Source organism: Clavibacter lycopersici, assembly GCF_003576405.1.
Lineage (GTDB): Bacteria > Actinomycetota > Actinomycetes > Actinomycetales > Microbacteriaceae > Clavibacter > Clavibacter lycopersici.
The window spans coordinates 1-849 of sequence record NZ_QWGT01000460.1; the positions used below are offsets into that span (position 1 = coordinate 1).

Sequence of the window (849 nt, forward strand, 5' to 3'; positions counted from 1 at the left end):
GGTCACGGGCTTCCGCGTCGTCGAGGACCGCGACGGCGCCGGCAGCGACCACCGGCCGATCATCGCGCAGCTGACGCCGCTGCGCTGACCCCGCCCGGCCCCTCCGCGGCCGACGGCAGGTGGGATGATCGACGGATGGCCGAGAACACCGACACCGCGTCCGAGACCGCCCCCGCCGACATCGCCGCCGACCCCGCCGCGCCGCTCGCGACGACCGAGACGGCCGCGCCCGTCGTCACCGCACCGGCCGGGAGCCCCGCCCCCGGATCCGGCGACGCCCCCGTCCCCCGCGCCACGTCCAACCGCAGCACCACGCCCGCGAGCACCGCGTTCAGCGACTTCGTGTCCTCGGACTGGGCCGCCCGCGAGGAGCTCGACCCGTCCGCCCGGGAGCAGGCGCCCTACGCCGCCGAGCGCCGCCGCCGCCTGTCCGCGCTCCACGTCGGCACCCGCCTCGTGATCCCCGCCGGCCGCCTCAAGCAGCGCAGCAACGACACCGACTTCCCCTTCCGCGCCCACTCCGCCTTCGCGCACCTCACGGGCTGGGGCGCCGACAGCGAGCCCGGCGCCGTGCTCGTGCTCGAGCCCGTGGCCGAGGGGTCCTCCGCGGACGGCTCCGCGCACGAGGCCACCCTCCACTTCCGCGAGCGCGCCGGCCGCGACAGCGACGAGTTCTACGCCAACGCCGAGATCGGCGAGTTCTGGATCGGCCCGCGCCCCTCGCTCGTCCAGGTCGCGGCCGACCTGGGGATCGCGACCGCGCCGCTCGCCGACGTCGACGCCGCCATCGCCGCAGGCGGCCCCGTCCGGGTGATCCGCGAGGCCGACCCCGCGCTCGCCGAGCGCGTC

At 77.7% G+C, this 849-nt stretch carries 1 protein-coding gene; it reads left to right on the forward strand.

Annotated features, from left to right (window positions below):
- Nucleotides 1-135: 135 nt before the first annotated feature.
- Nucleotides 136-849, forward strand: a 714-nt coding sequence (locus tag DZG00_RS15935; RefSeq protein ID WP_199689842.1) for an aminopeptidase P N-terminal domain-containing protein, incomplete at its 3' end; no start/stop codon positions are given.